General features: G+C 46.2%; 22 protein-coding genes. 10 read left to right on the top strand and 12 right to left on the bottom strand.

Annotated elements, in window-relative coordinates:
- Positions 1–3: 3 nt before the first annotated feature.
- Both AC5ELV_RS14910 and AC5ELV_RS14905 read right to left on the bottom strand, forming a co-directional pair.
- The gene (locus tag AC5ELV_RS14910; protein ID WP_493430804.1) at positions 4–1,794 is read right to left on the bottom strand and encodes a response regulator; all 1,791 of its coding nucleotides are present in this window, start codon (positions 1,792–1,794) and stop codon (positions 4–6) included.
- 4 nt (positions 1,795–1,798) lie between these two features.
- Positions 1,799–2,389 carry a sensor domain-containing protein gene (locus tag AC5ELV_RS14905; RefSeq protein ID WP_493430803.1) on the bottom strand — a complete coding sequence of 197 codons (591 nt, stop codon included), beginning with the start codon at positions 2,387–2,389 and terminating at the stop codon, positions 1,799–1,801.
- Between the two features lie 283 nt (positions 2,390–2,672).
- Here AC5ELV_RS14905 and AC5ELV_RS14900 point away from each other — a divergent pair, with 283 nt between their 5' ends.
- On the top strand, positions 2,673–4,682 hold the full coding sequence (locus AC5ELV_RS14900; protein WP_493430802.1) for a serine hydrolase domain-containing protein: 2,010 nt from the start codon (positions 2,673–2,675) through the stop codon (positions 4,680–4,682).
- Positions 4,683–5,192: 510 nt separating this feature from the next.
- Positions 5,193–6,992, top strand: a complete 1,800-nt coding sequence (locus AC5ELV_RS14895; RefSeq protein ID WP_493430801.1) for a M4 family metallopeptidase — start codon at positions 5,193–5,195, stop codon at positions 6,990–6,992.
- A gap of 130 nt (positions 6,993–7,122) precedes the next feature.
- Here AC5ELV_RS14895 and AC5ELV_RS14890 read toward each other — a convergent pair whose 3' ends face one another.
- Positions 7,123–7,902 (bottom strand): WIAG-tail domain, encoded by a 780-nt coding sequence (locus AC5ELV_RS14890; RefSeq protein ID WP_493430800.1) that lies wholly within the window; start codon positions 7,900–7,902, stop codon positions 7,123–7,125.
- A gap of 112 nt (positions 7,903–8,014) precedes the next feature.
- On the bottom strand, positions 8,015–9,178 hold the full coding sequence (locus AC5ELV_RS14885; RefSeq protein WP_493430799.1) for a glycosyltransferase family 4 protein: 1,164 nt from the start codon (positions 9,176–9,178) through the stop codon (positions 8,015–8,017).
- A 205-nt stretch (positions 9,179–9,383) separates the two neighbouring features.
- On the opposite strand from AC5ELV_RS14885, the gene AC5ELV_RS14880 reads away from it, so the two are divergent.
- Positions 9,384–10,511, top strand: a complete 1,128-nt coding sequence (locus AC5ELV_RS14880; protein ID WP_493430798.1) for a YheC/YheD family endospore coat-associated protein — start codon at positions 9,384–9,386, stop codon at positions 10,509–10,511.
- 88 nt (positions 10,512–10,599) lie between these two features.
- A complete protein-coding gene (gene asd / locus AC5ELV_RS14875; RefSeq protein WP_493430797.1) occupies positions 10,600–11,397 on the top strand; it encodes an archaetidylserine decarboxylase in 798 nt (265 codons plus the stop codon).
- A gap of 186 nt (positions 11,398–11,583) precedes the next feature.
- On the opposite strand, the gene AC5ELV_RS14870 is transcribed toward asd, so the two are convergent.
- Positions 11,584–12,369 (bottom strand): helix-turn-helix domain-containing protein, encoded by a 786-nt coding sequence (locus AC5ELV_RS14870; RefSeq protein WP_061830088.1) that lies wholly within the window; start codon positions 12,367–12,369, stop codon positions 11,584–11,586.
- Positions 12,370–12,549: 180 nt separating this feature from the next.
- On the opposite strand from AC5ELV_RS14870, the gene AC5ELV_RS14865 reads away from it, so the two are divergent.
- Positions 12,550–13,848, top strand: a complete 1,299-nt coding sequence (locus AC5ELV_RS14865; protein WP_493430796.1) for an aminotransferase class I/II-fold pyridoxal phosphate-dependent enzyme — start codon at positions 12,550–12,552, stop codon at positions 13,846–13,848.
- 101 nt (positions 13,849–13,949) lie between these two features.
- On the opposite strand, the gene AC5ELV_RS14860 is transcribed toward AC5ELV_RS14865, so the two are convergent.
- Positions 13,950–15,227, bottom strand: coding sequence for an ATP-binding protein (locus AC5ELV_RS14860; RefSeq protein WP_493430945.1), 1,278 nt, complete (start codon positions 15,225–15,227; stop codon positions 13,950–13,952).
- 206 nt (positions 15,228–15,433) lie between these two features.
- On the opposite strand from AC5ELV_RS14860, the gene AC5ELV_RS14855 reads away from it, so the two are divergent.
- Entirely contained in the window at positions 15,434–15,550 is a 117-nt protein-coding gene (locus AC5ELV_RS14855; RefSeq protein ID WP_013372853.1) for a hypothetical protein, read from the top strand.
- Between the two features lie 117 nt (positions 15,551–15,667).
- Here the strand turns inward: AC5ELV_RS14855 and AC5ELV_RS14850 are convergent, their stop codons facing one another.
- The 5 genes from AC5ELV_RS14850 to AC5ELV_RS14830 all read right to left on the bottom strand — a co-directional run bounded on the left by AC5ELV_RS14850 (position 15,668) and on the right by AC5ELV_RS14830 (position 20,450).
- The gene (locus AC5ELV_RS14850; RefSeq protein ID WP_493430795.1) at positions 15,668–16,891 is read right to left on the bottom strand and encodes an ABC transporter permease; all 1,224 of its coding nucleotides are present in this window, start codon (positions 16,889–16,891) and stop codon (positions 15,668–15,670) included.
- Positions 16,892–16,893: 2 nt separating this feature from the next.
- Positions 16,894–17,640: an ABC transporter ATP-binding protein gene (locus AC5ELV_RS14845; protein WP_493430794.1), complete on the bottom strand. Its 747-nt coding sequence runs from the start codon at positions 17,638–17,640 to the stop codon at positions 16,894–16,896.
- Positions 17,641–17,658: 18 nt separating this feature from the next.
- Positions 17,659–19,050, bottom strand: coding sequence for a DEAD/DEAH box helicase (locus tag AC5ELV_RS14840; RefSeq protein ID WP_493430793.1), 1,392 nt, complete (start codon positions 19,048–19,050; stop codon positions 17,659–17,661).
- A 122-nt stretch (positions 19,051–19,172) separates the two neighbouring features.
- Positions 19,173–19,952 (bottom strand): SDR family NAD(P)-dependent oxidoreductase, encoded by a 780-nt coding sequence (locus tag AC5ELV_RS14835; RefSeq protein WP_493430792.1) that lies wholly within the window; start codon positions 19,950–19,952, stop codon positions 19,173–19,175.
- 39 nt (positions 19,953–19,991) lie between these two features.
- Positions 19,992–20,450, bottom strand: a complete 459-nt coding sequence (locus AC5ELV_RS14830; protein WP_061830098.1) for a chemotaxis protein CheX — start codon at positions 20,448–20,450, stop codon at positions 19,992–19,994.
- A 430-nt stretch (positions 20,451–20,880) separates the two neighbouring features.
- On the opposite strand from AC5ELV_RS14830, the gene AC5ELV_RS14825 reads away from it, so the two are divergent.
- The 4 genes from AC5ELV_RS14825 (at position 20,881) to AC5ELV_RS14810 (ending at position 24,847) form a co-directional block, all read left to right on the top strand.
- Positions 20,881–21,783 carry a LysR family transcriptional regulator gene (locus AC5ELV_RS14825; RefSeq protein ID WP_493430791.1) on the top strand — a complete coding sequence of 301 codons (903 nt, stop codon included), beginning with the start codon at positions 20,881–20,883 and terminating at the stop codon, positions 21,781–21,783.
- 60 nt (positions 21,784–21,843) lie between these two features.
- Complete coding sequence (locus AC5ELV_RS14820) at positions 21,844–22,653, top strand: histidinol-phosphatase (protein ID WP_028541459.1); 810 nt, start codon at positions 21,844–21,846, stop codon at positions 22,651–22,653.
- Positions 22,654–22,812: 159 nt separating this feature from the next.
- On the top strand, positions 22,813–23,553 hold the full coding sequence (locus AC5ELV_RS14815) for a GTP pyrophosphokinase (RefSeq protein ID WP_493430790.1): 741 nt from the start codon (positions 22,813–22,815) through the stop codon (positions 23,551–23,553).
- 406 nt (positions 23,554–23,959) lie between these two features.
- Positions 23,960–24,847: an NAD-dependent epimerase/dehydratase family protein gene (locus AC5ELV_RS14810; RefSeq protein WP_493430789.1), complete on the top strand. Its 888-nt coding sequence runs from the start codon at positions 23,960–23,962 to the stop codon at positions 24,845–24,847.
- A gap of 312 nt (positions 24,848–25,159) precedes the next feature.
- On the opposite strand, the gene AC5ELV_RS14805 is transcribed toward AC5ELV_RS14810, so the two are convergent.
- Complete coding sequence (locus AC5ELV_RS14805; protein ID WP_493430788.1) at positions 25,160–25,768, bottom strand: GNAT family N-acetyltransferase; 609 nt, start codon at positions 25,766–25,768, stop codon at positions 25,160–25,162.
- Positions 25,769–25,803 lie beyond the last annotated feature (35 nt).

Below are 25,803 nucleotides of genomic sequence, written 5' to 3'. Positions count from 1 at the left end.
CTCTTACAAAAGTAATCCTATATCTCTCGCTTTTTGCACGGCTTCTTCTCGATTGTTGACTCCCAGCTTGTCATAGAGAGTGGAGGCGTAATTTCTTACTGTGCCGTTTGATAAGTAAAGTTTCGAAGAAATTGTTTTATAACGGATTCCTTGAGATAAAAGATTCAAAACCTCTAGTTCGCGTTTCGTTAAGCCATACTCTTTTCCAACTGACTTCGATCCGACTGACTCTTCTTCATCATTTTCGTTCCACATTCTTCGGAACAAATCTTGGTCAATTATCGTGCCTCCCCGATAGACGAGGCGAATCGTTTCAGCCAGTTCACGCGACTCTATGGATTTCAGCAAATAGCCGTCAGCACCGCTTCGCATGATTTCCTTCACCCTCTCTGTATCCTGAAACGTTGACAGGACGAGGACACGAATGTCAGGCCATGTTTCCTTGATTATTTTGGTCGCACGAATTCCATCCTGATTGGGCATCTCCAAATCCATTAGTATCAAATCTGGATTCAGGCTTCCGCACAATTCCACAGCTTGTTCTCCATCTTCAGCCATCCCCACTACCTGCAAGTCCTCCTGTCCGTCCAGGATTGTATGGAGGCTGTCTCGAATAAACGATTGATCATCGACGATACATAAGCGAATTCGTTCATCAGACAATTGTACCAGTCTGGGTAACACACATGAAATGAACGTCCCTTCGCCTTTTTCGGAGTATACAGTGACTCTTCCTTGTAACTGTGTCGCACGTTCTTTCATCGTAGTTAATCCGAAGCCATCCTTCCACTCCTCCACTCCTCCGCCATTATCCTGCACATCCAATCTCGTCTGTTGCGGCTCAAAATGCAGTGACACAATGATTTCGGTGGATTGTCCGTGGCGCACGGCATTAGTCAGCGATTCCTGCAAGCTCCGATAAAGCGTCATTTTCGCTTGTTTGGAGACCATGTACTCTTCCCCTATTATTCGAGTGCGTACATTTACTTTTGCATGTTTCTGGAACTCCTCTGCTAATTGTTGCAAAGTAACCGTCAAGGGAAGTGATTCTTGTGGTGAATCTATTTGATGCAAATAGGCTCTCACTTCCTCCATACTGTTACGGGCCAATTGCAATAATGAGTCGAGTTTTTCCTCTCCATCTTTTGTCGCTAATTCCGTACGCAATATTTCCAACCCCATAATGATCGAGGTATAGGAATGCCCCATCGTATCATGTAAATCTTTGGAAAGCCTATCGCGCTCCTCTAACAAAGTAATCCGCTCAATCTGAGATAGGTACTGTTCCAGCACAAGCTTCTGATTGCGAATAATTTCATTTTGGCGGTAATTAGAAACTAGTAAGTGGAAGGAAAATCCCATCGCAAAAGCCAGACCGATTTGTGGGATAATCGCCCATAGATCTGTTCCTGGGGAAAACATTGCAATGAGCAACGGAAACAAAACAATTGTGATAGAACCCGACCAACGGAATGATTTATGAGCACTATTTGCCGCGATCATGAAAGTTGGCATTAAAAATGCAAGATACGCCCCCGGAAATAATAAGGTTAAGTAAAAGCACACTCCGCCAAACAAAACCATCTCAGTAAACAAATAGTAGCGATAACTGAACATTAAACAAATCCAAGGTACTGAAAATGAGGCGACTTCCCAAAGAATGATGATCCAAAGGGGCACAGTTAAATGGTCTTGGTGTTGGATAGTAGTTATCATCAATGAGAGCCAGATGACAAAACGTATACAAAGCAATAACCAGTCATACCAGAGCCATTGTTTCCAGGTTGTAAACAAATTATCACCCCTTAATAGCTTTGAACATAGAACGCGTGTACATTCCAACGATTTGAACTAAGCTGTTTCCAATACGAGTATTGATCCAGGCGAGAATACACCCAGCGATCATGACACATATAGCCTTTTCCCATGAATCCATAGCGAATCCCAATAAGTATAGCTCAAGATATTGAAAAAGTATCGGTGTAACGATAAATACGAGCGGAACTATGTACAATATAACGGCACATATGAGGCTAATCACCCCAATAAAAAATTTCTGCATAAGCCAAAAAACGGCCCTCCAATTGCTACTATTAAGAATTGCTTCTCTCGCTTTCATCCATTTATCTCTTCCACCTTTTGTCCTTATCAGGATTGGCTCTATTGATATATCCGTATAAACCTTCGTCTGAATGCGTTCATATTGGACAAATGTGTGAGTTGTTCGCAACACACGCGCCAACAAGGGAATACCCACGAAGATAACCGTCATCGCCAACGCAAATGTAATGCTGGCCAAATAGAAGCAAAAATAAAACAGTCCAGATCCGAAGGTAAACAACAAAAAGTAGAAATCTTGCAACCTTTTTCGAGCTGATTCTTTCGTCATTTGATTCTCTCCTACTCTTTCTTTTCTTTGCTAATACGTTATGAGTCACCCTTCGAATCTAACTTGTTATCTGTCACATACGGTAGTGTCAAAGTGTCATGATTTGTAGGTCATGACTATAAAACAAGCCGTACTACGCTCTATTTTTTATGTCATGCATTAGAAGACAAAAGGTCACTAGCTACTATGACTTGCCGCTTGCTACACTCGGTTCATACACGGGTGAGTCGACAACTCGGTGTGCTGACAAGAACATTTCAGTCCAAAAAAGGAGAGTACGAAAATGAAAAAAGCAATAAATAAAGCAAGCCTCGCACTTCTGCTCATTTCTACCAGCGTGGTTTCTGCTTGTTCCCAACAATCATTAGAAGTTGGAGAATTAAAACCATCGACATCCACGGCCAATATTCAAATGACGAAAGCTCCCAATAACGCAAAGGAAGTAGAATCTTTTGCTGATCCCTTATTTGCGGAAAAAATGAAGAAGTACAATGTGAACGGTGCAAGTTTTGTCGTCGTCCATGATGGAAAGGTCGTCGTCAATAAAGGGTACGGTTATGCAGATAAAGAAAAGAAGATTCCCGTCAATAAAGACACGGTCTTCCAAATCGCTTCAGTCTCGAAAACTTTTACCGCCTTGGCCGTGATGCAACAAGTCGATAAAGGAAAGCTTAAACTAGATCAAGATGTACAACGGTATCTCGGTGGGTTGAAAATACCCAATAAAACAGGAAAAGCCCTCACCTTGTTTGATATGTTGACCTATACCAGCGGCGTAGATTATCCCGATATCACCACGATAACCGGACCCGAATACGTTAATCAAAATATATCGATGAAGGAGTTTATTCCTAAACATATGCCGACAGTGGTACGGTCGCCCGGTGAAGCTTATACGTATGACAACTTCTCATTTTTACTCGCAGGATATGCAGTGGAAAATGTTACGGGCATACCTTTCTCACGATATATGGAAAAGAATATTTTTAAACCATTAGGCATGAAGTCTACCAGTGTGCGCTTTACGCCTGACCTTCTCAAGAGAATGGCTACACATTACGGTCCCACTGGCGATCCTCATCCAACATATGGGCACGCTCCAACTGATGGACCACAAGGAAGCATTTTGTCTACTGGAGAAGACATGTCAAAGTACATGATTATGCAGCTACAGAATGGAAAGTTTGGAGGTAAAGAAATCGCAAGTAAAAAAAGCATGGATATGATGCATGCCTACCAAGTTTTCGCAGATAAGACGATTCCTATTGCGACAGTTGGATTTGAGACATATTTCAACGACTTTGCCAACGGTCAACATGTGGTATTAAAAGGCGGAAACATGCCGGGACATTCTTCGTTGATGGTTTTGGTGCCTGAACAAAAAACTGCATTTTTCATGTCTTACAATAATGATTCCATGATGAGTCTAGATGTGTACGATGCGTTCATGGATCATTATTTCCCTCGAGCTATCACTGAGAAGAAACCAACCTACCGCCAGTTAGAGGAAAAAGAAGCGCAAAAATACGTGGGTCTGTATCAAAATACACGTGTATTCGCGATTCGTACCCACTTTTCCTATGAGAATGGGGCGTTAGTCATGGAAGATGAAACTGCGGGAAAACAAGTACTTAAAATGATTCACCCATTGTTGTTTGAAGATGCAGAAGGAAACAAGCTCGCTTTCCAGAAAAACAAGGCTGGAGAAATCGCGTATTTTTATTACACCAGTCCTAAAGGCCTAGGCGTTGTTGCTCAATCTCAGAAAATCAATATCAAACCACCTTTTGCAGACGTCCCGCAAAAGAGTAACTATAGAAGCCATATAGACAATCTTCATGCTTTAAACATCATGAATGCTAAAACAGGTAATCTCTTTAACCCGATGGGCACGATGACACAAGGGGAATTTGCTGACGCCTTGTTGCTTGCACACGGAGGGTACATTTTCCCAGACGAAACCGAAAAAATCAAGAAGCAATTCATAGTAGGCATACCAGGTTATGACCGTGCGACTCCGATTACCAGACAAGTCGCAGCAACCATGATTCAAAACTTGAAGCAGATTCAACCTGACCAAGCCACTCAGGTGAAATTGCTCGACGCTGCGGATGCCTGGGCGGTCCAGTCCATTCAAGCCCTTGCCTCACAAGGAATCGTAGACCCGGATACCCTCATCAATACTGATGGCTCCTTTACCTTCCGTCCAAAGGATTTATTGCTGCGTCAAGAAGCGAGCGCCTTGCTCGATTTGGCTTTTGGCTATCATGCTCTGCCTATTAAACAGAAGTAAGCATCCATCCAACATGAATCATGGCAAACATTAGGGATCGTGTTCCATCAGCATCAAGCTAAAGCAAAATGGTATCCATAAAACAAAAAACACGCTGTTCTTTCTGTATAATTATAGGAAAGAATGGCGTTTTTTTATCCCTGTTTCAGCAATCTCAGATGTTCTAACATTTCCATAAACATAACAGCTGTTCTTTCTCCACCCATACATTTTTGAATGAGTTTCTTCTATATATTTCGACTAGATACGACAATCTCATTAATATTTTGGGACTAAAGATTCATTTTGGGGTATTTTGTAAAATTAATCTTCTCGTTCGACAACCTCTGTGCTAATATCAGAGCCAAGACGATGAGATTGCAAAAAAATAAACCTTAATATTTTACATAAGGTAATTTTATCCAATCCTCTTCACGTTTCAAGGAGCAACAAGACTTACATATATGACGCAAGGCTTCTGCAAACAGGGTGTTTCTTACCCCAATATTAATTAGGGAGAGTGAGTATGAATTGAACAAAGTATGGGTTTCACTTCTAGGAGGAGCTATGTTATTAGGATCTATAGCGCCTGGAGCCTCCGCAGCTGAAAATGCTGTTCCTGATCCGACTCAGTTTACGCCAACATTCCAAACGGTGAACTGGAAGTCCCCTTCAACGGTAACAGGCGACAATCTGGTCTGGAGCTTTTTAAATCGACAACAAAAAACATTATTGAGTCTGGACAATACCAACAACAGCTCCCATGTGCGCGAGCAATTTCGTATAGTGGATCGCACCAGTGACAAATTTGGTACACAGCATTATCGGTTAAAACAATATGTAGACGGAATTCCCGTGTTTGGAGCCGAACAGACCCTTCATGTGAACAAGTCTGGTCAAATCACCTCTTATTTGGGAGCGGTCATTTCAGAAGAGCAACAAGCCGATGCCAAAGAAAATACAACTCCAAAAATCAGTGCTACTGAGGCTGTATATACCGCATATGAAAATGCTGCTACACGGGTACAATCTCTCTCTTCCTCTGTCCAAATCGTTTCTGAACCTTACGAGGATACAAATAGTGTAAGTAAAGACACTTACGAAAAAGCATCTAACAATGAATTGCCAATTTATACTGATAAGGACTCCTTGGATTTGGATAAAGAATCTGAACTGAAGAACAGTACATTGGAAGTGGTAGAGCCTGCATCCTCTATCCCCAAGATTGCCAATCTGGAGCCAAGTGTGGACCCTAAAGCAGAACTGTACATCTATCCCGATGGAGACTCAACACGTCTCGTCTATGTAACCGAAGTTAATACTTTACAGCCCTCTCTGCTGCGCACACGTTATTTTATTGACGCTAATAACGGAAAAATCGTATTCAAGTATGACATTCTTAACGAAGTGATCGGCACAGGGCGCGGTGTATTCGGTGATACCAAAACATTTGAAACCACAGCTTCCGGCAAGAAGTATCAACTAAAGGATACGACTCGTGGTAAAGGAATCCTAACTTATAACGTCCACAACACCGAGACGCTCCCCGGCACCCTGTATACAGATTCCGATAACGTATGGGAAGATCCGGCTGCGGTGGATGCCCACGCTTACGCTATCCGCACTTACGATTATTACAAGGATAGATTTGGACGCGACAGCATTGACGGGCGTGGCATGGCTATCGCTTCGGCAGTCCATTACGGCGCAAAAAACTACAACAATGCCCACTGGGGCGGTACTCATATGCTTTACGGAGACGGAGACGGCACGTTATTTGCCCCTTTCAGCAGCGACCTTGAAATTGTTGCCCATGAGCTGACACACGGTGTGACCGAGCATTCATCAGGGCTCGTGTATTTCGCTGAATCTGGTGCATTAAGTGAAGCCATCTCAGATATTATAGGCAACGACATTGAGCGTACCAATTGGGACTTCGGCAAAGTCGCTTATACCCCTAATATTAAGGGCGACGCCATTCGCTCCCTTTCCGATCCTGTCAAATACGGTCAAGTCGATCACTACAGCAATCTCTATCCTGATCCTAACAACGAGGATTATGGTGGAGCCCATATTAATAGTGGCATTATTAATAAAGCCTACTATCTACTGGCACAAGGAGGCACCTTCCATGGTGTCAAGGTAGATGGAATCGGACGTGATGCAGCCGTATATATTTATTATAATGCCTTCACCAATTATCTGACTTCCACGTCTAACTTCTCCACCGCGCGTGCCGCTGTTATCCAAACGGCCAAAGATAGTTATGGTGAAAATTCAATAGCCGTAACCTCTGCTATGAAGTCTTTTGACGCTGTAGGTGTAAGATAAGTGAAATAATACAAACTTCCCCGATATTACAAGTCTACCCCCTTCCCCCTTATGTATACGGCGTCCCACTATGGGACGCCCTTTTTCTACTATAAAGTTGATTATTGGCACTTATATTCCTGGCTTCTTATTATTGCCCCATCGCAATCCAAAGGACCAACCCTTCACATATCGGACCTGAGTGTATGCGTTCCACAGTAAGTACTGCTGAATACCTCTGACGTTGTGTGATGGATACCATCACTCCCGGTATACTCGCATTGGCAGTGATTACATATTGTGTATCTATAAATGGCTTCTCAAATACAACGCTCACTTCCCCCCTATCCGCTCGTGCGGGGAGGTGAAAAGAAATGCTCCCATATTGAGGTGAAGCTATATGATCGTCAGAAGCCTCGTCACTGGTCGCTGATCCGTCGTGAATGGCATTCAGGTCTAATTCTTTCTCTGTATGGAAAGCTAGATCGATATCTTGCTCGGGCAAGACCACGCGCTGCTTTGGGCGGTGTCTTCCTTCTGCAATGTGGATACTGGTTATGGAACAATCCAGTAACGAATCTTGCTCTGCCTGACTTTCTGTCGTAATAGACGATATGTCGTTATCCGTCCTGTATTCCGTTTCTGACCCAGGCACAGATAACAGCAGTACAGATGCTCGATTCATCTGCATCGCTTCCTCTAGCGTTTTGGGAAGCTTATGCTTCTTCCATGCCGCTTCCTCTATAGCTTGAACCGATGTGTCCTTCTCTACGGGGGCAGGGACCGTTGCCGTTCCACGCTGGTTCGATTTATGACTGCCGGAAGTCGAAGCCGCTTTCTCCTTGTTAACACGGGGGGAGGGAACCGCATTAGAAAGGTTACGCCGCGCTGTTCTTTTATCCTTGGGGCTATGGTTCGTACGATGGTTCATGGTGACCGCTCCTTTGGCACAGGAGTGAACCAGCGGCGCTCCGCTTCATTCACCCGGCTGGGAATCATGGCTAATGCCTATAAGATAGCCTATGCGCATAACAGCGCCTACGTCACTCCGTTGCGCAGTCCGTTATGATTTGTGCCCAGCGTTGTGCTGAGTGCTGCCACAAAAAACGTCTCCGTACCTCGCCAAGTCCGGCTTCTCCCATCCGTCGTCGCAAGTCAGGTTGCTGGAGCAGCCTGATGATGGCATCGGCCATTTCCTGCTCACCGTGAGACGGATACACAAGCCAGCCTGTCTCGCCGTGTTGTACAACCTCTGGAATACCGCCGATTCGTGAGGCGACCACAGGCACTCCTGCCGCCATGGCTTCCAGATTGACCAGCCCGAAGGCCTCATCCTTCACTGAAGGAACAACAGTCACATCGGCTAGCTGATATAGCGAGGCCAATGCTGGATGCGGAACATAGTCGAGGAACTGCACATGCTTCCCTAACCTTAGTTTACGCATCTGTCGATGCAACGACGCCGTGTACGACGTGAGACGATCATGGCCGTAATAGGCACTACCTGCAATGAGTAACAGTACGCCCGGGCAGGCGCGGACAACACGCCGCAGGGCCTTGAGCAGTCGGTGAACGCCTTTCCCAGGCATCAGTCTGCCCGCGAATAACACGATTTGGCGGCCTGACCAGCCGAAATCGTCCAATCTCGCCGATCTGGCCGCTTCTGCTGCTGGAGTCCATCTTGGTAGGAAATCGCCGGGATGGATACCCAGCTTGTTTATGACGATGCGTTCCCTGACCGCGTCGGGACAGTCAGAAGCTACGATTGCTCCCAAATAGGCACTGTTCACGATAATGCGATCCATCGACAACAGCAGCATCCCCATGTCCTTCCGTTCGAGGTGAGGCTCCCGGATGAACGTGGTCGAATGCAAAGTCAGCACAACCCGGCTATCGGGCAAAGCCTCGCGAATGGCATACGCAACTGCCGGGCGGTTGTGTACATCTACTACCGCTGGTGACCATCTCTTTAAATCAGCAATCACCTCAGAAATATAACCTGCTCCCCGCGTATAACGCATGCAGGGAATTCCGTCGACATCGCCATGATCCGGTGCCTCTGCTCCCTTTATGCCATAGATCTGCGCCTGAAGCTCATGACTAGCCAGCGGTACCATGCGGGCAATTACCCGCTCTACAGAACTGCTGCGGGGCGATGGTATAACAAAGGAGCCCGGTGTAACGACTGCTACCTTCGGCCTCTGCATCACCTCACCTACTTTCTGACCTTATTCCAACACTCTTCAATACTCATCTTGTATCATATCGTCTGCTTCCCTGAAAGGTGCCTCCCTTCTAACTTTGGGCTTACCGCAAGGCTAGCGTCCATGCCTGGCCGATCTTTGATACATATGATGGACTAGAATCACAGTATGATCAGTTGGAGTGACTACAAGGAGGGCGGACATACTCATGTTGCATGTCGGCGTCATGCTCAACCCGGCAACCTACCGGGGCATTCCCGCCATGAGGACGCGATATGAATCTATCGCCAATTACGAGGACGCCGGGTTAAGCTACGAGCTCATCCCCTGCTTTCTTCGTCTGGAGGATATTCATATAGCGACCGGAACATGCCGGGCTTTTGTTAAACACGGCAACGAGTATCGGCAGATGACTCTTCCGTTGCCGCCGGTCATCCACAATCGGACTCTCTATCGGCAAAATGAAAATGCTAGAGATATCAACAAGCTTGTACAAAAGGGATTCTATATTTTTAATGAACAAAACCGTTTCCACAAAGACCATATACATGCAATTCTGCAGGAAGACCCTTTGCTTCGCATCCACCTCCCCAAAACATTGCAAGGCAACCTTTCCTCCATCCATACCTTGATGGAAGAAACCGGAGATGTTGTAATTAAACCCAGTAGCGGTAGCGTGGGTAGAGGAATTATGCGTCTGCGACATTCCCGCGGAGGCTGGACTTTACAATATGCTCATCCTGCTATACCTGAGCGTTGGTCCACACTACGTTTGAATGTCGGAGAACTCCCATTATTTCTACACAAGCGACTGTTGCATGTGCCTCATATCGTACAGGAAACCATACCGCTTTCTTTGTACAACAATCGTCCGTTTGATGTCCGTGTGTCGGTTCAGCGCGGATATGGCGGTATCTGGGGTGTGACAGGCATGTTCGCTAAAATTGCTCCTTCCCACACCTTTGTCTCCAATGTGGCACAGGGCGGTACGGCCCGTTCCTTACTGGAGGTGTTATCACAAACAGAGACGGTTCAGACTTCGAACGCAGTCCGGCTGATGAATGAACTGGAGCGGCTCTCGTTACAAATCGTGCACCGACTGGCACAAACCCTTCCCCGTCTCGCCGACGTCGGTCTGGATCTGGGAATTACCCATGAGGGCAAGATTGTTTTTATCGAATGCAACGGTCGTGACCAGCGCTATGGCTTCAGCCAGGCGGGCATGCATAATGTCTGGAAAGAAACATACACTCAGCCGATGGCTTACGCTCGTTGGCTTCTCGAACGGATGCCTTCATCAGACACCGAACGTTCACCAGGCCGTCCACTGTATTGATTTACGTCACATTCTGTGTCAATATAGTTCAGAGCGGCCGGACAGGTTCCGGCCAAGACGGCTCGGAAATGAACAAGGGGGATCTGTAATGGCAAAACAGTGGCTGCGGCTCATGACGGAGCTATCATCGCGCAAGTGGGTGTGCCGGATTGTAGGCTCCTTCGCGCAAAGCGGTGCAAGCCGACTTTTTATCCCCACCTTTATACGTACGTACCAGATCCAGACGCATGAGGCGGAACAGGAATGGAAGGAATACCGTTCCCTGAACGCCTATTTTACACGCAAATTAAAAGCGGGCATGCGCCCGATTGATACGAACACCGAGGTGATGACCAGTCCGGTGGATGCACGGATTACTTTCACTGGCCCAATTACGTCCGGCACTCTTCTGAACGTCAAAGGGCAGGACTATACGCTGGAAGAGCTTCTTAATCGCTCTCCGCGTCTTGAAAAATACACACACGGCTATGCTTTTGTGCTCTATCTCAGCCCGACGGATTATCATCGCATTCATGCACCAGTATCCGGTACACTGGTAGAAAAAGAACATCTGCGCGGCAAGGTATACCCAGTGAATGACTTCGGCTTGCAGCATATGCGAGCAGTTCTTAGCCGCAATGAACGACAGATTACGTACATTGCCCATGAATATGGTGAGGTGGCGGTCGTCAAGGTTGGCGCAATGAATGTGAGTAGCATCAAATATACGGATGATAAAGCCGTCTCATGGACAAAAGGAGACGATCTCGCCTATTTCGAATTTGGATCAACTGTCGTTTTGCTAACTGAAAACGGCACGTTTGAGCCAGACCCCGCATTGAAGCTGGGGGATGTGGTGAAAATGGGACAACGTCTGGGTTGCTTTCGACATGATCCCAAAGCATAAGTGAATTTACCGTCACAGGATTATAGCTACACATATGAGCATCGGGATTGGATGATGCTAAATTGCTCATAAAAAAAGGACCCGGCGTAACTGCTCGGGTCCTTTTTGGGAATTTATCCTTTATATTCGTCATGCGTTAATCCCATTATGCCTAAATCCAAAACAGCTTGTCCACCCTCCATAGCATTACCGGATCTCAGACGGACTTTTCCCCGTGTACTGCTTGAATTGGCGGCTGAAAAAAAAGATATCACGGTACCCCAAAGCCTCTGCCACCTCGGTCACATTCATTCCGGCATGTAGTAATAGATGCTGTGCACGCTCAATCCGCATGCTGATAATATGAGATTGCGCGGACACACCCAGCAGCTCCTTGAATTTAATCGAAAAGTAACGCGGTGACAGCCCCGCCCGTGCAGCCAAATCCTCGACGCGATGAGGAAGTCCCGGATGCTGACGCACATAGTTGGCCGTTTCCCGAATGACCTCGGTGAGCTGGTTACTGGCCTGTTGCTCCTGCGGCTCCTTGCGGTCCGCACGCAGCAGATGAATCATCAGTTGTTTCAGGATCAGCTTGCCTTCCTCGTCAGCTCCGTAAGCACGCTCCAGGCGCAGTCGAACGTACCTGGCAAGCATATGCTCTACCTCGAACGTTTCCTCCAGCATACGGTAGCTTGCAGGAATTAGCTTTGGTTGTTCGATGAGATCAAAATGAATATAGGTAAGTATGAGCGGCTTTTGCGGGTTATGTGTGGCTCGGGTATCATCCCCCGGCTTGAACAGGAAGCAACTCCCCTTGCTTACCGGATACGATGTCCCGTTTAAGACCACTGTTCCTTCTCCGCTCCATACATAAAATAAATCATAGTTTGGCATCGGCTTCTCGCGTACCTGCCACTTCCAGCCCGGCTCGCACACAATTTTGGCGAAGGCCGACAACAGGATAAACGATGACGCAGATGTATCCAGCAAAATCTGCACCTCCTTTTGTTAATCTTTGGTTGTCCTTTATCCCGTTAATTTATAATATAAGCTCAGCGCCGTCATTAAGCAAAAAAATGCGCTTTTATGCTCCCAGATGCTTTTGCGTGACGCTTACCGTGTGTAATGCTATAATATGTAATCAAAATGACTTGGAAGGATGAAACGGGAATGAATCCACTGGCAGCGCAGTTAAACCAAAACATTCAGACAGGCAACGAGCATGTATATCAAATGCTTTCTCTTTTAGGGAAAGAAATTTATTTTCCAAAAGAGGGGATTTTGAGTCAATCCGCAGAAGCAGGGAAGCTTGCTAAAAAGTACAACGCCACGATTGGTATTGCTACTGAAGGCAATGGTCCTATGCATTTGGAGGTCATTCAGGAGAAGCTGTCCGCTTACAATCCCAAGGATCTATACCCTTACGCTCCCCCTGCGGGCAAACCTGAACTTCGTAGTGTATGGCGTGACAAAATGCTGAAGGAAAACCCTTCATTGGCTGGAAAAAGTTACGGCATTCCCGTAGTTACGAACGCGCTGACCCACGGTTTGAGCATCGTTGCCGACCTGTTCACGGATGAAGGAGACGCTGTCATTTACCCAGACAAGAACTGGGAGAACTATGAGCTGACTTTCGGTATTCGCCGTCATGGACGTTTAGTGAATTTCCCGTTGTTCACAGAGGATCAACGTTTTAATAGTGAAGGATTACGCGAGGCGCTACTGGCACAGAAAGAATACGGCAAAGCAATCGTTGTGCTGAACTTCCCGAATAACCCGACGGGCTACACACCGGGAGTCGAAGAAGGTAAAGCGATTGTTGCTGCCATTCAGGAAGCCGCGGAAGCAGGCATCAATGTCGTAGTTGTGACAGATGACGCTTATTTTGGTCTGTTCTTCGAGGACTCCCTGCATGAATCACTATTCGGTCAGTTAGCTGGGCTTCATCCGAGAATTCTACCCGTCAAAATTGACGGAGCTACCAAAGAAGAATTCGTTTGGGGCTTCCGTGTCGGATTTATTACCTTTGCTTCGGAACATCAGGATGTACTGAGCGCACTGGAACAAAAAACATTAGGAATTATTCGAGCAACGATTTCAAGCGGTCCTCACCCATCTCAAACCTTCGTTCTGGATGCCCTCAAGTCAACGGACTTTGAACAACAGAAGAAAGAAAAGTTCCAAATTATGAAGGGGCGGGCTAATAAAGTCAAAGCGTTGCTCGATAGTGGAAAATACGGAGATGTATGGAGCTACTATCCTTTCAATTCGGGTTATTTTATGTGCCTCAAGCTGAACGGCTTGTCCGCTGAACGACTGCGCACACATTTGCTGGAACAATATGGGGTAGGAACGATTGCGCTGGGTGAATATGATCTCCGAATTGCATTCTCATGTATTGAGGAAGAGTATCTGGAAGACCTGTATGACATTGTTTACCGTGGCGCACAAGATTTGTTGAACGCCTAATATGTAACAGGTTAAATATAGCATCATTAGCGGTATGCCGGATGTTACGGCATATCGCTTTTTAATGGGCTAACCATTGTTAATCACACTTTCGAAACAAATTATCCTTCAGCAGCAAGCATTGATTCCTGTGCGAGTGGCAGCAGGATGACTACCTCCGTTCCGACTCCGGGCTCACTCTCATAGTGTATACTTCCGTTCATGGCTTCAATGATTCGAAAGGAGACGACCGTTCCCAGTCCCGTTCCTACCTCTTTGGTTGAAAAAAACAAAGTACCCACTCGCTCCAGATGCTCCTGACTCATGCCTTTTCCCGTATCTCTAATATGCAGACATGCCTTCTCTTCCTGAATCGCCAGCTTTATGTATACCCTGCCTCCATCATCCGCAGCTTCGATCGCATTTTTCGTCACATGTATTAACGCCTGTAACAGCTGATTACGATCCATATGTACGTATATTTCATTCCTTAGCTCAGTATACAGTCTTACGCCTTGCTTGGTCGCCATCGGTTTCAAAAGCAAAACAATCTGTTGAACCATGCCAGACAGATCCATCAGCTCTGTGTTCCCAATCTGCGGTCTGGATAAGTTCAGATAGTCGCTAATAATTCTTTCAGCCCGATCGACCTCTGCTAGTGCCAAAGCAATATATCTGCGATTTTTCCCTTCTAGCCCTGACTGAACCATTTGCAAGAACCCTTTAATAACGGTCAATGGATTCCGTACTTCATGAGCCATAGAGGCAGCCAGTTCACCTAACGTATTCAGATGCTCTGCATATTTAATCTTTCTTCTCATTTCTTCCCGTTCCAAACTAAACTCCATCCAGAAAGAAGAGGCTCCAATGCTTAGGAATTGAATCATACCGAACCAGAGTATTGCCCGGATCAGCTCGATCTCATCGTTATCCAGCCTTCCATTGACCCAGGAATGTATTAACAGAAATATAAACATGGCAATACTGGTCCATATACTCATTAGCATATTCATGCCCACCCGAAGCAACATACTATTGAGCTGCATAAACTTTTTTCTCACCAAAAGAGGCCCCAAATAAGACAACATCATGCTGGGAAAACTCACCACTATAGACTCAGGATCTATATACATACGAGCCATCACCATCAACGTTATATTCAGAAGCCCTGCCTTAGGACCAAAATATAAAACAGAAAGGATCAAAGGAACATATCGGAGATCCCAATATAATCCATACCAGATGTACGAAAACATAAGGCAAAGCACAGAAGACACACCCAGCACCCCTCCCATAAGCAACGGGGTATGCTTCATATGCCGATGATCTGACAAAGTGCTATATACCAATAACGGTACAAACACAAGAAATATGTTCACGAGCAGCTTATCTACCAGCATCTCGTCTTTCCCACTTTCCAAGTGATAATGACTACGTACTTCTTCTATTCTCGACAATACGTGCCTTTTCCTCTCTCCTCCCCTACATCTGATGAAAAATATAAGGCGATTCGGCAACACACCTGAGCATTGGCCCACGCAATCTGAAAATCCACTTCATAAGATACGATGTATCCTTTATCACAATGACCGAGAGGAGAATGAGCATGGGAGCAGAAGAAACAAGAGGCGGTTACGGTGGTTACGGCGCATTCACAAGCACAGGAACCATTCTGGTACTGTTCATTTTATTAGTTATCATCAGCAAAACGATCTTCGTATAAGCAGACGGATATCTGCACCCACGGCTACGATAGCAGTGAGCGTACAAAAAAAGGCTAATTTGCAGACAGCTCTTGCTGCTTGCGAATTAGCCTTTACTTTATTCACACAGATACAGATTACACTTCTTCTTCATCTTGACCGTCCAAACGCCATTTTTTGGCTTGAGCGCCTCGTAACAGGAACACTACTGCAACTCCCCCAAGCAACGTGAGCAGTGTAGACAGTAGATCTTCCGTTCCTTTTGCCAGAAAAGGAAGCCACAGAACCACAGCAGCCGGCAACGTCAACCGAACAACAAAATCGAGAAAAGACGCACGACGACTATACGCAGGAATCGGATATAACTGAAGCCACAACGAATCCTTGTGATACTGCCTTAGTGAAGTGACCTGTACACCAATGAGGAATATGAAAAATAAATATACTGCAATACCAATCCAGCTAGCATGGGTGATGTATATAATTAACAACCCCAGAATCCCAAGCCGCATGACAATACCTGCTGGCTCTGTGCGCAGGAACGTCTTAAACAGAAGGTAACGATACGCTCCCCTTCTGTTCCAAGGTATGTTACCTCCCAACCAGGACAGCCAGCGGCGCGGCGTCACTCTCTGCGTAAGGGCAGGCACATCGACAAACCAACCCAAAGTGCGCATCACCCGAGCAGCCTGCATACCCTCTGTACGAATCAGCTTTTCCCAAGCCACTAGCAGCTTGACCGGGAAACGCAGAACAAGCACGTACACCACACCGACCAATATGATAAATGGCACGCTGTGTAGTGGAGGCTGCCATAGCCATGCGGCTACCATCAGTACAGCCAACACCCACCGAAGCAGACGATAGCCTACACTCCCGCCAATCGATACCATACGAAGCTCTTGCCAGCCGCCGTAGCTGAATAGCAGCTTTAATAGCACGAACAGTAGCAAGGTCAGAAGCAACGGCTTAGGCGCGGCATCACTGCGGATATACAGCGGCCACAAGATGATAGACAGCAATAGCAAACCGAATATTTTATACACCACACCCCGAATCCGGCTGGTCTTAAAATAATGGTGCATCGCGTGCTCCTGTGGGCGGAGGAAAACAATATCCGCTGCGTTTAAATACGTACGAAAGCTCGCATGAGCAATCGGAATAGCCACAATAAGCATGATCCAGCGGATGGGCAAATCCGGTGGAGTATGCATCAGTAGCGACGTGTACCATGCGGCAAAGGCAATCAGTGCAAAGCCGAACACCACCGCCAGACCGCTCTGAATGACATAGCCCAGATAAGGCAACACCTGTCCCCAGAACGCTACACGTCTTTCTTTATGCAGACGTTGCAAATCCATGCTCATTCCCTGCCCTGTACCAGCTCATAAAATGCATCTTCCAGCGGCATGCCCGGCTTACCCGCCTGTGCTGTCACTTCGTCCAGCGTACCCTGCGCAATGATGGCACCCTGATGAAGTACAATGAAACGATCGCAATAATTTTCAATCGTGGACAAAATATGAGAACTGAGTAGAATGGACGAACCCGAACGCTTCATCTCTAACATAAAGTCAAGCAGGGAACGAATACCAAGCGGGTCCAAACCCAAAAAAGGTTCATCTATGACATACAACGGCGGTCCCGCTAAAAATGCACACATAATCATCACTTTCTGGCGCATCCCTTTAGACAGGTGCATCGACATACTTCCACTTTTATCCCGCATACGGAACAAGTCCAGCATTTGATCACTGCGCGTGCGGAAATCTGCTTCGCTAACTCCGTACGCTCTGGCCGTGAATTCCATATGCTCCATCACCGTCATTTCTGGATACAGCTCTGGAGATTCAGGTACAAAAGCAATGGCTCCCTGATATTCCTCGGGATTCTCATCCTGCTTATGCCCATGCACACGAATTTCTCCGGCCTGTGGTGTCATCAGACCCAAAATATGCTTCATGGTCGTACTTTTCCCGGCCCCGTTCAAACCGATCAGTCCTACCATTTCGCCCGGTTTCACATCCAGTGAAATCTGATGCAGTACCGGGCGCTTGGCGCTATATCCGCCGGTCAGTCCGTTAATTTGCAACACAGGCTGTTGTTCCATGGCTCCCCCTCTTCTCCCTTACTCGTTCGGTTTTGATCCTTTTTCCTTCAGCCATCTTGGCGCACCCTTGTTTTTACGATCACGCTCGCGCTGTGCTTTTCCTGCTTTGGACAAGGCTGCTCCTTTGTTCTTGCCTGGAGCTGAACCGTTCGCAGAATTCCTGCCAGGACGCCCGTTTTCGGTGCGAACAGGTGCCTTACGGTTTTCCGTCAGTGCTCCGTTAGATATGGATCTGGCCTCAGATGGTCTTACAGGTGCACGCTTGGCATCCGCCGGACGCGGCACAACTACTCGCCCCCCATGCAACGCACGCTCTGCGATGTCAATGCCCAGTTCACGGGAGAACTTACGCATGATGAACGTTTCACGGTCGGTGACAACTGACGCCACCAATCCTTTGCGTCCCATCCGTCCTGTCCGTCCTGCACGGTGAACATAAGCTTGGCTATCCGTAGCCGGGTCAAAATGAATGACCATTTCAAGGCCCTCAATATCCAGACCACGGGCTGCCACATCCGAAGCGACCAGCACTTTGAGCTTGTCCTCGCGGAATCGGGCCAACACATTGCTACGCGTGACTTTATCCGCATCTCCATACAAGGATGCCGTAGTCAGTCCCATATGCTTGAGCTTGGCCTCAATCTCCCCGATGGCATTGGTTGTATTCACGAACACCAGCGCTTTTCTCGGATTAAAATGACGTACCAGTCGGCGCAGCATATCCACCTTATCCCGTTCTTCGGATACAAAGTAATAGTGTTCCAGTCCACTAGCCGTCTTCTGGTCGGGATCAATCCCGATTTCTACGTATTCACGCATCTCCCGTTTCGCCAGCGACTGAATCTCATCGTTCAGCGTTGCGGACAGGAATACCAATTGGCGATCACGTTGGGCGGTGCCCAATATGTTGGTTACATCGCCTGCTCCGCCGAGCTGGAACATCTGATCCACCTCATCGATGACAATGGCTGTAATATTGTGCATTTTCAACTTTTTCGAAGCGATGAGCTCCCGTACACGTCCTGGTGTGCCCACGACAAGCTGTGGATGATCCTTGAGCTTTTCGATTTGACGTTTGATAGCCGCCCCACCAATCAGACCGAGTACACGGATTCCACGATGCTCTCCGTAGCGCTGACCCTCGCGTACAATTTGCATGGCCAGTTCCTGGCTTGGAGCTAGTATCAGCTTTTGCGTAGCCTTTTTCTGTGGATCAATCGCTTGCAGCAGCGGCAGCAAATAAGCCAGTGTCTTGCCTGTGCCAGTTTGTGAACGCGCCAATACATGCTTTCCCTTCATTATTTCCGGTATAGCCTCTGCCTGAACTGGCGAAGGCTGTGTAATTTCATGCTCAGTCAGTTTGTCCAACAGATCTGGTTCAACGCCGAGCGATTCAAAATTCAATGTCATGAAAAGGTCCAACCCCTATACGTAAATTCGTTACTCTCCATTATATGCGAAAATAGCCCTGTTACCAAATCACAAAAATAAAAGATGTCCCTCACCACAGCTAATGGCTTACGGGACATCTTTTATTTCTTATTCATCACACCATGACCCAGCCTATCAGTCAGTCTGGGAGCTAACTGATACAGCTTGAGAAAAGGGGATACCCACCGTGGCAGATTAACCTCCTCCTTGCGAAGCTCCATCGCTCTTACGATATGCCGTGCTACCTTATCTGGTTGTAGCATAAACCAGCTTACATTTCGAACATATCCTCCTGAAGGATCTGCCAGCTCAAAAAACGGTGTGTCGATCGGCCCGGGGTTAATCGTCGTTACAGTCACTCCACTCCCGCGCAGCTCTTGCCGGAGCGCATTGCTGAAACCGAGCAATGCATGCTTCGTGGCCGTGTAAGAAGACGATTTGGCTGTCCCGATTTTCCCAGCCATCGATGCTACATTGACAATCTGTCCATGGCCCCGCTCCGTCATTTGCGGCAGAAACGCCTTGATGCAGCGAACAACACCCATGTAGTTCACGTCCATCATTTGTTCAAACTCCGTCAGATCGGTTTCATTAAAATACTCAAATTTTCCATAGCCCGCATTGTTAAGCAATATATCGACCCGTCCGTACTGTCCCAATACTCGTGCAGCAACAGCCTCTACCTGCTCCTGGCGGGTGACGTCCAGTTGGATAAGCTCATGTCTGTCGCTGATTCCCGCAGATACTTGCTTCAGTCGCTCCTGCGAGCGTGCTGTTAAAATAGGAATCGCGCCCTTTTCGCTTAACAACTGAGCGCAAAGGGCGCCGATCCCACTAGATGCACCTGTAATCACAACTATCTTGTCCTGTAGTATACTCACGGTCATCCCTCCACATTAAAGAAACTTGCTCCTTTAATATTAAGAGATCATCACCTGAATATCCAGCTCACCGATTCCTTCCACCGTGAGCGGAATATAAAGGGCACGCTGAGGCACAAAAGTGGTCAAGTTTTCTGATTTCATGACCTGCGGAGGCGTAATATCCACGACAATTCCCTGACTGGACAAAATCGTACTGGCATTACCACTAATCATATTGCCCAATTCTGAAATTGCGCTTTTTCCCATCTCATCAATTTCAGTCAACACAAATCCACCCATCATCGCTGATACCATACGTAGCGCCACCTGTTCATTCAGGCCGAACACAATATTTCCGCTAAGCTGTCCAGTCATCCCGATCATAATCCAGATGTGGTCGTCCACCAGCTCGACATTTTTCACACCAAGATTTCCGGGTGAAGGAGATACTTGGATCAATTGTTCAATGACCCGTCGCGCCGACTCCAAAAAAGGATTTATCACTTCTGCCTTCACGATCAAAGCGCCCCTTTACGATGGGCTTTTAGACATACAACAAAAGTCCCATTTTAATTAGAATTTTTTAAGTAAATATTACTGCATAACGTTTCGACCCTCAATAAAATGCTCTCTCTATCACTTATCGACAGCTGTCCGGTAATTTTTTATAGCTAAACCACAAAAAATGTGAATAATGTCCTATATCTTTACTTCTTACCGATTTTAAACTGATTATTTTTGAAGGATATCAGGACTTTAGTCTTTATTTCCTCAATATACCACACTTTAAGATGCTCTGCTTCGATTCATTGCCCTTCCTGCTCGAATAACCTATAATTTAATGAAATAAAGCATAACGACGGTTTTACATATGAACCTATGAATTGGCTAAAAATATTCATTCTATACAGCTGCGACAAGATTAAGAAAAGAGAGGAGGAACTTCATGAACATCAGTCAACTTGAAACACTTATCATGATTTCCAAAACGATGAGCTTCCGCAAAGCCGGAGAACTTCTCAATTTGACGCAGCCGGCGGTGTCCGCCCAAATTAAAAGTCTAGAGGATGAGTTCAAAACCATTCTGATTGACCGCAACCAGCCCGTCACCCTGACCGACCGGGGAGCTGTTTTTTTGGAACACGCCGAGCGCATATTGGAGGTTGTTGAGGAATTAAGACAAAAATTGTACGATCTAAACGAAACACCGCAGGGTCACATTGCGCTGGGTACCACAACATCCATCGCTATTCAAATTTTACCGCGCGTGCTTTCCTACTTTCAGGATCAGTTCCCTCTCATCAAAACCTCCATTCAATCCATGGCTTCCTCCATGATTTATCAGCAGGTGGAGAACGGACTTATTGATGTTGGCATCGGTTATCTGATCGAACGTAATCCCAATTTAAGCACTTCGGTCCTGTACTACGATTCCTTTGAGCTAGTCGTGTCTCCTACTCATCCGCTAGCCTCACAACCACATGCTACCATTGAAGCCCTTCGGGAAATCCCGCTGATTCTGCTCTCTCCCGATACGGTGGGACGAAAATTCGTGGATGATGTATTTAAAAAGCACCAAATCGTGCCTCATGTCGTGATCGAGTTGTCCAGCAGTGAGGAAGTCAAACGGATGGTCGAAATTAATCTCGGGGCTGCCATTATTTCCAGACTATCGGTCACTTCGGAACTGCGTGCAGGCACATTAAAAATGATTCACATTACCGAGTTGGATGTTAGCCACCCGGTAGGGGTGATTTATAAGTCCGGCCGATATTTAAACTCAGCCATGCAGCAATTTTTAAGCGATCTGAAAGGGATGCCGGAGACGAATTTTACCAGTTCTGAATAACGTCATTCGCTATGAACACCATACGAAATATAAACCTTGGTTACGAAAGGAAGACAGACTATGAAATTTGATCTGCACACCCATCATTTCCGCTGCGGTCATGCAGACGGCAACATTCGGGATTATATTGAAGCAGGTATTCAATCTGGCTTACAAGCTATTGGCATTTCGGATCATTCCCCCTTTCTATGTAGCGAACAGGATCAGGCTTTTCCTAAAATTTATATGGCCAAATCACAGCTTGCTGAGTACGTAGAAGAGGTACAACAGCTTAAAAAGGAATACGAAGGACGCATTGACGTGCTGCTCGGATTGGAGACGGATTATTTTCCTGATTTCGCTGAATTATATCGTTCCACTCTGGCTCCTTATCCATTTGATTACCTCATTGGGTCGATTCACAATGTCGAAGGGGACAGCATTTTTAACCGTAACCGTTGGAACAAATTAAGCGACGCTCGTAAAATCGAGGTCAAACAAGCCTACTATGCGCTCATTCAGGAATCTGCGCGAAGCGGCATGTTTCAGATTTTAGGTCATATTGACGCAATGAAGGGGAACTTCCCTGCCTTTTCAGACATTCCTGCCGATACAGCCATTGATGAAACCTTGCGGGTAATTGCGGAATCCAATGTGGCGATTGAAATTAACACTTCGGGTAAAACCAAGCTGAGTGGCGGATGGTACCCATCTGCTTCTATTTTAGAAAGAGCGCACCATTTTGGTGTGGAGGTTACTTTTGGTTCGGATGCCCATAAGCCTTCGCGGGTAGGCGATGACTGGGAAGAAGTAAAGGCAATGCTAAAGGATATCGGCTTCCGGGAATGGGTCTATTTTAAAGAAAAACGTAAAATTCCTGTGGCGCTTTAAATTTTATTTAAGGTGGGGATCGCCAATCCGCAAATCATTTGATCTTACGATCGCTGCTGCAATGGGATTGTTGGGGATTGTAATTTATAAGGTAATAATTCCATTGCAAAGGCGAACGCTTAGCAAGATTATGACATCTATGTGTGAGGAGAATTACATATGCACTTGGAAGATCCTATGGACAAGTTCAAAAAGCTAAAACATGACATCACGCGATTTATGCTCATCTATAAGTTTGCGCTCGACGAAATGGAAACCAAGATTGAAATATTAAAGCAGGAATTTCAAGCATTGCACGATTACAGCCCTATTGAGCATACCAAATCACGCCTTAAATCTCCTGAGAGCATCATGAATAAAATGATTCGTAAAAATAGCGAGCTATCGCTGGATGCTATCAAAGATCATATCAAAGATATCGCTGGTTTGCGTATTACTTGCTCTTTTATTTCTGACATTTATGATGTCAGTAACATGCTTCAGAGACAGAGTGACTTGAAGGTACTGGAAATTAAGGATTACATCAAGAATCCCAAGCCGAACGGTTACCAGAGCCTGCATTTGCTGGTTCAAGTTCCTGTATTCATGTCGGATTGTGAGGAGCTAGTCTGCGTAGAGGTGCAAATTCGAACCATTGCGATGGATTTTTGGGCCAGCCTGGAGCATAAAATCTTTTATAAGTACAACCAGTCCGTTCCCGAAAGTCTGACACGTGAATTAAAGAACGCAGCGGATTCCGCTAATGCGCTAGATCTTCAAATGGAGCGGCTGCATCGTGAAATTAAGGAGATTAAAGACGCTAGAGGTGAAGAAGACTCCATAGAGGAGCTTCGGAAGATTATGATTAATAATCAGCAAATTACGGTGCCGGCCAATTTCTTGAAGCTTCTCGGGGAGTAAGGTTAGGCGGTGCTCCACCGCTATGCAAATGATTTGATCAACGAAACGTATGTTTGTTCAAAAATGAAAGAATATAATCATTGATTAAGATCGGCTTCTCTCTAAGCATGAACGTTCTTTTTTGATGAGCCACTCCGGTTCAAATTCATCCGCCCCCTCAGGACATGCGATTCCACTACAGCCTATGGTCGTAACGGTCGCGAACATCTGAGGGTGCTTCACCGCACAATATAAAGCCACATTGTCTCCGCAACTGTACCCATTTTTTCGTAATACATTTCTAAATCCTGAATCTCTACGTATGGCATATGATCCTCCTCTTTTTCATTGCGTCCTGTATCTTTTACATTCATTAGTCCGTCTATCTTAATATAAATGAAAACCATTTCAGAGGAGTGATTAAAGTATGAAAAAGGTACTTGTGTTGGGTGGAACCCGCTTTTTTGGCAAGAGACTGGTGGAACGTCTGCTGGAGAGTTCCGAGAACTCCGTTACCATCCTTACGCGAGGCCAAACAAGCGATTCGTTTGGTGACCGCGTTCAGCGGATCTGTGCAGACCGTACCGACCGACAAGCGCTCGCTGAGGCGGTAGGTGAGCAAGTGTGGGACGTTGTTTATGATAATATTTGCTTTTCTCCAGATGAAGCCAGCGAAGCCTGCCGGATTTTTGATGCTAAAGCCAAGAGGTATATCGTGACCTCCAGCCTATCCGTCTATGATTCGAGCCCGGAAGTGCTGACAGAGAGCATCTTTGACCCTCAAGCTTACCCGGTTCGCAAGGGCGGGAAGGACGATTTTACATATCAAGAGGCTAAACGGCAAGCAGAAGCAGTTTTTATGCAACAAGCTACATTCCCTGTAGTCGCTGTTCGTTTTCCGATTGTATTGGGAACAGATGATTATACGAAAAGGCTTCATTTTCATATCGAACATGTTCGTGAAGGAACAGAAATCGGAGTACCTAATGCCGCAGCACAAATCTCATTTATTCGTTCCGATGAAGCCGCAGATTTTCTGCTTTGGCTTGGGTCTACTCATTTAACAGGTCCTGTAAATGCTTGCTCCGACGGTACAGTGAGGATTGGAGAGATCATTTCGATCATTGAGCAGGCAACAGGAAAACAAGCTGTGATGAAAGAAAAAACAGCAGACGAGCACATGTCTCCATTCGGTATTACACAATCGTGGTACATGGATACGTCCAAAGCCCAGTCAGAGGGGTACTCATTTCTCTCCCTAAATGAATGGCTTCCAGAGCTAGTAAGCAGCCTGAACCGTTCCTATGAGTCATAAAAAAAGAGGACCCGAAGCTTCGGGTCCCAGCAATATATATAATTCAAAGGGAGTCATATCTATGTTGTACCCACTCTATGTTAAAGTAACTTTGCAGTTATGTTTCATTTTTGTAACAAAGTGAAATACAGACAAGACCTGCCCAGTCCGTATTATCCTTAATTATAGAAACAAAAAAAAGAGGACCCGAATCATCGGGCCCAGCAACATATATTATTCAAAAGGGGGTCATGTCTGTATTGTACCCGTCCTGTGTTAGAGTTGTTTTGCAGTTATATTTCATCTTTGTAACAAAATATTCCACTGCCATTTCTATGCATAATCCCCTTGGGTCATCGAAAATACCAATACACTCGGTACCTCGCCTGAGGGATCATAGGCACCAATGGTACGCAGCAGGCGCATCTTATTTTTCATAAGCACGCGCTTGGAAGCCTGATTATCCTCTTGGCAACGACTTTCAATCCGCTTGAGCTTCAAAGATCCGAAACCAAAATTCAGCATTTCTCCTACCACTTCTGTAGCCAGCCCCTGTCCCCAAAAAGGACGATCCAGAATATAGCCCAATTGCGCCTCACCCGTTCTTTCATTCCATTGCTGAAAAGAGACGATACCGAGCAACGGTGAAGAGGTAAGCTCATTGGATTCACCAAGTAGATTGCTTTCTCCTGTATTTCTCTGATGCCATTCTACCGCAAAATGCAGCGAATCTAGTGAATCCGCAGATATTTTAATTTGCGCAACTAGGCGCCGCATTCGTGCATAGACTGGCTTGCGAATTCGATTCACATATTGGATCACCAATGGATCGGATAGGATCCGTTCCAGCGCGGGATAATCCTCCGTTCTTAGCTGGCGCAATCGGACCCGACGGGTGTATAGCTCCGGTAGCCCAAGACGAAGCATCTCTCTGGTCAGCACAATGTTCCCTCCTGCGGATGGATTGGCTTTAGAAA

Source organism: Paenibacillus sp. NMA1017 (genome assembly GCF_058895805.1).
This window is presented reverse-complemented; position numbering and strand designations above follow the sequence as displayed.

Bases quoted from the DNA above. Each gene is read 5' to 3' on its own strand.
- AC5ELV_RS14810 (WP_493430789.1), top strand. From the start codon at position 23,960: ATGAAAAAGGTACTTGTGTTGGGTGGAACCCGCTTTTTTGGCAAGAGA.
- AC5ELV_RS14885 (WP_493430799.1), bottom strand. From the start codon at position 9,178: ATGCAGAGGCCGAAGGTAGCAGTCGTTACACCGGGCTCCTTTGTTATA.
- AC5ELV_RS14855 (WP_013372853.1), top strand. From the start codon at position 15,434: ATGGGAGCAGAAGAAACAAGAGGCGGTTACGGTGGTTACGGCGCATTC.
- AC5ELV_RS14815 (WP_493430790.1), top strand. From the start codon at position 22,813: ATGCACTTGGAAGATCCTATGGACAAGTTCAAAAAGCTAAAACATGAC.
- AC5ELV_RS14865 (WP_493430796.1), top strand. From the start codon at position 12,550: ATGAATCCACTGGCAGCGCAGTTAAACCAAAACATTCAGACAGGCAAC.
- AC5ELV_RS14880 (WP_493430798.1), top strand. From the start codon at position 9,384: ATGTTGCATGTCGGCGTCATGCTCAACCCGGCAACCTACCGGGGCATT.
- AC5ELV_RS14850 (WP_493430795.1), bottom strand. From the start codon at position 16,891: ATGGATTTGCAACGTCTGCATAAAGAAAGACGTGTAGCGTTCTGGGGA.
- AC5ELV_RS14845 (WP_493430794.1), bottom strand. From the start codon at position 17,640: ATGGAACAACAGCCTGTGTTGCAAATTAACGGACTGACCGGCGGATAT.
- AC5ELV_RS14820 (WP_028541459.1), top strand. From the start codon at position 21,844: ATGAAATTTGATCTGCACACCCATCATTTCCGCTGCGGTCATGCAGAC.
- asd (WP_493430797.1), top strand. From the start codon at position 10,600: ATGGCAAAACAGTGGCTGCGGCTCATGACGGAGCTATCATCGCGCAAG.
- AC5ELV_RS14840 (WP_493430793.1), bottom strand. From the start codon at position 19,050: ATGACATTGAATTTTGAATCGCTCGGCGTTGAACCAGATCTGTTGGAC.
- AC5ELV_RS14860 (WP_493430945.1), bottom strand. From the start codon at position 15,227: ATGCTGGTAGATAAGCTGCTCGTGAACATATTTCTTGTGTTTGTACCG.
- AC5ELV_RS14825 (WP_493430791.1), top strand. From the start codon at position 20,881: ATGAACATCAGTCAACTTGAAACACTTATCATGATTTCCAAAACGATG.
- AC5ELV_RS14905 (WP_493430803.1), bottom strand. From the start codon at position 2,389: ATGACGAAAGAATCAGCTCGAAAAAGGTTGCAAGATTTCTACTTTTTG.
- AC5ELV_RS14900 (WP_493430802.1), top strand. From the start codon at position 2,673: ATGAAAAAAGCAATAAATAAAGCAAGCCTCGCACTTCTGCTCATTTCT.
- AC5ELV_RS14890 (WP_493430800.1), bottom strand. From the start codon at position 7,902: ATGAACCATCGTACGAACCATAGCCCCAAGGATAAAAGAACAGCGCGG.